This is a genomic window from uncultured Methanofollis sp. (assembly GCF_937919355.1).
Classification (GTDB): Archaea; Halobacteriota; Methanomicrobia; order Methanomicrobiales; family Methanofollaceae; genus Methanofollis.
This window is the reverse complement of the sequence record NZ_CALFSA010000200.1, coordinates 1-3,334: the sequence shown is the minus strand read 5'-3', so window position 1 is coordinate 3,334 and position 3,334 is coordinate 1. Positions and strand designations below refer to the sequence as shown.

3 protein-coding genes are annotated in these 3,334 nt (G+C 66.3%); 2 read left to right on the top strand and 1 reads right to left on the bottom strand.

The annotated features are described in order from the left end of the window. Positions 1-49 precede the first annotated feature (49 nt). Positions 50-967 carry a 2-phospho-L-lactate transferase gene (gene cofD / locus Q0520_RS09750; RefSeq protein ID WP_298669476.1) on the top strand — a complete coding sequence of 306 codons (918 nt, stop codon included), beginning with the start codon at positions 50-52 and terminating at the stop codon, positions 965-967. Here cofD and Q0520_RS09745 read toward each other — a convergent pair. After that, positions 939-1,775: an MBL fold metallo-hydrolase gene (locus Q0520_RS09745; RefSeq protein ID WP_298669474.1), complete on the bottom strand. Its 837-nt coding sequence runs from the start codon at positions 1,773-1,775 to the stop codon at positions 939-941. The genes cofD and Q0520_RS09745 overlap by 29 nt on opposite strands. A gap of 74 nt (positions 1,776-1,849) precedes the next feature. On the opposite strand from Q0520_RS09745, the gene Q0520_RS09740 reads away from it, so the two are divergent. After that, a complete protein-coding gene (locus tag Q0520_RS09740) occupies positions 1,850-2,734 on the top strand; it encodes a cation diffusion facilitator family transporter (protein WP_298669471.1) in 885 nt (294 codons plus the stop codon). Positions 2,735-3,334 lie beyond the last annotated feature (600 nt).

Below are 3,334 nucleotides of genomic sequence, written 5' to 3'. Positions count from 1 at the left end.
GGCTATCTGTTCACAAATCTTCATGTATGGACAGTTAAACTATTCTCTTATGATTACGTTCCTTTCCGGCGGGACCGGGACGCCGAAACTCCTGCGGGGGATGCGCAACCTGGTCAACGACGACCAGATCGCTGTCATCGTCAACACCGCGGAGGACATGTGGATCTCGGGCAACCACATGTCCCCCGACATCGACACCGTGCTCTACCTCTTCGCCGGTCTCCTGAACACCGACACCTGGTGGGGGATCAGGGGCGACACCTTCTCGACGCACAGGTTCCTCGAACAGTTCACCGGCGAGGAGTTCATCGCGGTCGGCGACAAGGACAGGGCCGTCCACATTGCGCGGGCACGTCTCCTCTGGAACGGGGCGACTCTCACCGAGGCGACTCTCTCCCTGGCACGGGCCCTCGGCGTCCGCGCCCGCGTCCTTCCCATGACCGACGCCGAGGTGACGACCTATGTCGAGACTGACGCCGGGCCGATGCACTTCCAGGAGTACTGGGTCGGCTACCGCGGCGAGGTGGCGATCCGCGGGGTCGTGCGGAAGGGAGAGGAGAACAGGAAGGCGACGCCCGAGGTGATCGCCGCGATCAGGGAGGCCGACGCCGTCATCATCGGGCCCTCGAACCCGGTGACGAGCATCTCCCCGATACTGGAGTGCGAGGGGGTGCGGGAGGCCCTCAAAGAGAAGTTCGTCATCGCGGTCTCCCCCTTCATCGGCGACAGGCCGGTCTCCGGCCCCGCGGCCGCCCTGATGGAGGCGTGGGGGATGGAGGCGTCGTCGGCAGGGACGTACGCCCTCTACCGGGACTTCGTCGACGTCTTTGTCCAGGACGTGCGGGACAGCGCCGAGGTGCCGGGCGCCCTCCGCCTCGACACTCTCATGAGCGACGAGAGGCGTGCCGAGGCCCTTGCCTGGGAACTGATGTCCATCGTCAGGAGCGCGACCCGAAAGAGAGCCTGAGGCCGGCGCCTGTCGGCCCGACCTTCGCCACGCCGGCGATGGCGGCGGCGGCCCGAAAGCCCGTGCAGTGGCAGGGGTGGAGGTGTGCGGCGCCGAGGTCGCGGAAATACCGGCAGGTCGCCTCGACCTGCTCTGCCGGGGCGTCGCCGAGGTGGAAACCGCCGAGGACGCCGGCGACCTTCTCCTCCCCGAGAACATCTTTTGCATGCTCGACCACGGAGCAGATGCCCGAATGGGCGCACCCCGTGACGACGACGATCCCCTCGTCCGTGCGGCAGGCGAGGGCGGTGTCGTCAGGGACGAGGTCGGGTCTCCCGCCCGACGTCCCGACCGCTGTCCTCCCCTCGAAGGGGAAGATGCGGGGGACCTCGCCGAGGAAGACGAGGTCGTCGGTGATCCTGACCGGGTCGCGGGAGAGGCGCACCTCGCCGTGGCGGGCGAGTGTCTCCTTGGAGAGGATCATGCCGATCTCGGGTTCGCCGTCGGCCTCGACATGCCTGAAGACCGCGGGGTGGGCGAGGAAGGTCGGGTGCGGCCGCGGCCGCCCCTCCCGCCCGGCGGCGTTGACCGCCCGCAGGTAGGCGACGAGGCCCCAGGTGTGGTCGAGGTGGCAGTGGGAGAGGACGACGTGACCGGCCTCAAGGGGGTCGATGCCGAGGGCGGCGGCGTTCTGGAGGGCGATGCCCGACTGCCCGGTGTCGAAGAGGACCGAGACGGGGCCGTCCCTGACGTACGCCGAGAAACCGTGCTCCCCGAGGAGGCCGCGGCCGGGGAGGACGGTGTTGTCGACGAGAACGGTGATCTCCATGCCCGATCCTTCGCGGTGGGGGGGCATAACCCTGCCGGGGGCAGGTTCATCTCCTCTGCGGGGGAGGGGGGCCCATGGCACACCGTCACGGCGATGACCGGTCTGCCCTGAAGGTGGCGGTCTTCCTGACCGCGGGCTATCTCGTCGTCGAGGTGGCCGGCGGGGTCGTCACCGGGTCTCTCGCTCTCATCGGCGACGCCGGTCACATGCTCGGCGACGTCGTCGCCCTTCTCCTCGCCCTCGGCGCCCTCGTCATCGCGGAGCGCCTGCCGACGAAAGGGAAGACCTTCGGCTACCACAGGGTCGAGGTCTTCGTCGCCTTCATCAACGGCATCGCACTCGTCCTCCTCTCCGCCGGGATCCTGTGGGAGGCGGCGGCCAGGGTGCTCTCCCCGGTGCCAGTCGGGGGGGCGGCGATGGGGGTGGTCGGCGCCGTCGGGCTTGCGGTGAACCTCTATGTCACCTGGACCCTCTCGGGGAGCGAGAACCTGACGGTGCGGAGCGCCTTCCTCCATGTCCTCGCTGACACTCTCACCTCGGTCGCGGTCATCGCCGCCGCCGTCTGGATCGCCCTCACCGGCCAGACCCTGGTCGACCCCCTCCTCTCCGGGGCGATCGCCCTCCTGATACTGGCGAACGCCGTCTTCCTCCTGCGGGAGACGGCAATCATCCTCCTCCAGTACGCCCCGCCCGGCATCGACCTGGACGAGGTGGTGCGGGCGATGGAGACGGTGGAGGGCGTGGAGAGTGTCCACAACGTCCACCTCTGGACCCTCTGCTCCCACATCAATATCCTTGATGCGCACGTCGTCACCTGCGTCCCCGACCTCGCCGGGGTGGCGTCGGTAAAAGAGGAGATCAGTGTGAGGCTTGCACGCTTCGAGGTCGGCTACAGCACGCTGGAGTTCGAGACCGAACCCTGCGCCGGGGCGGGCGTGGTTGCAAGGATTGAGGTGTAGGGGCAGAGAAATCCTTGATAGCGCTCCTCACGACGTGGCAGAGGAACACACGCCCTCGCCGCCCCCCGTTTATCTTCATTGCGGGGGGTCCGGGGGTCTCCCCCGGCGTGCGAGAGCAGAATAGAATCTTTGTCTTTTTGTTGGGGCGGCCCTTCTGAACATTTGCCTTCTCAAATCCTCATGCCGGGGGTCACTCGAAAACCTTCGATTTTCTTGAACTCGCTGACGCTCGTTCCCCGCTCAGGATAGGGACGGGATGTTTACCTTCCTCCTCAGGGTTTCCTGTTCTTTCTTCCCAGGGCCAATCCTGAGGGGGTCTGGGGGGCGAACGGGGTGAGTTGAGAAAATTTGATTTTCGAGCGATAGCCCCCGGCTAGATCGTGACGAAGGCAGTGGATCTATGTACCTCTTCATAGGATCAGGGCTACATCGGCCACAGTATGAGGGTTTCTCCAGAGTCTAATGTTCCGACCCCGGAGTCCCGAACCTCATATCTATCCACCGGCATATCTCGTCCCTCACCCTGCGGAAGCCGTCGAGGACCTCGTCCTCGGGCCCGCCGAGGGCGCGGGGGTCGTCGAAGACCTCGTGGATGGTCGT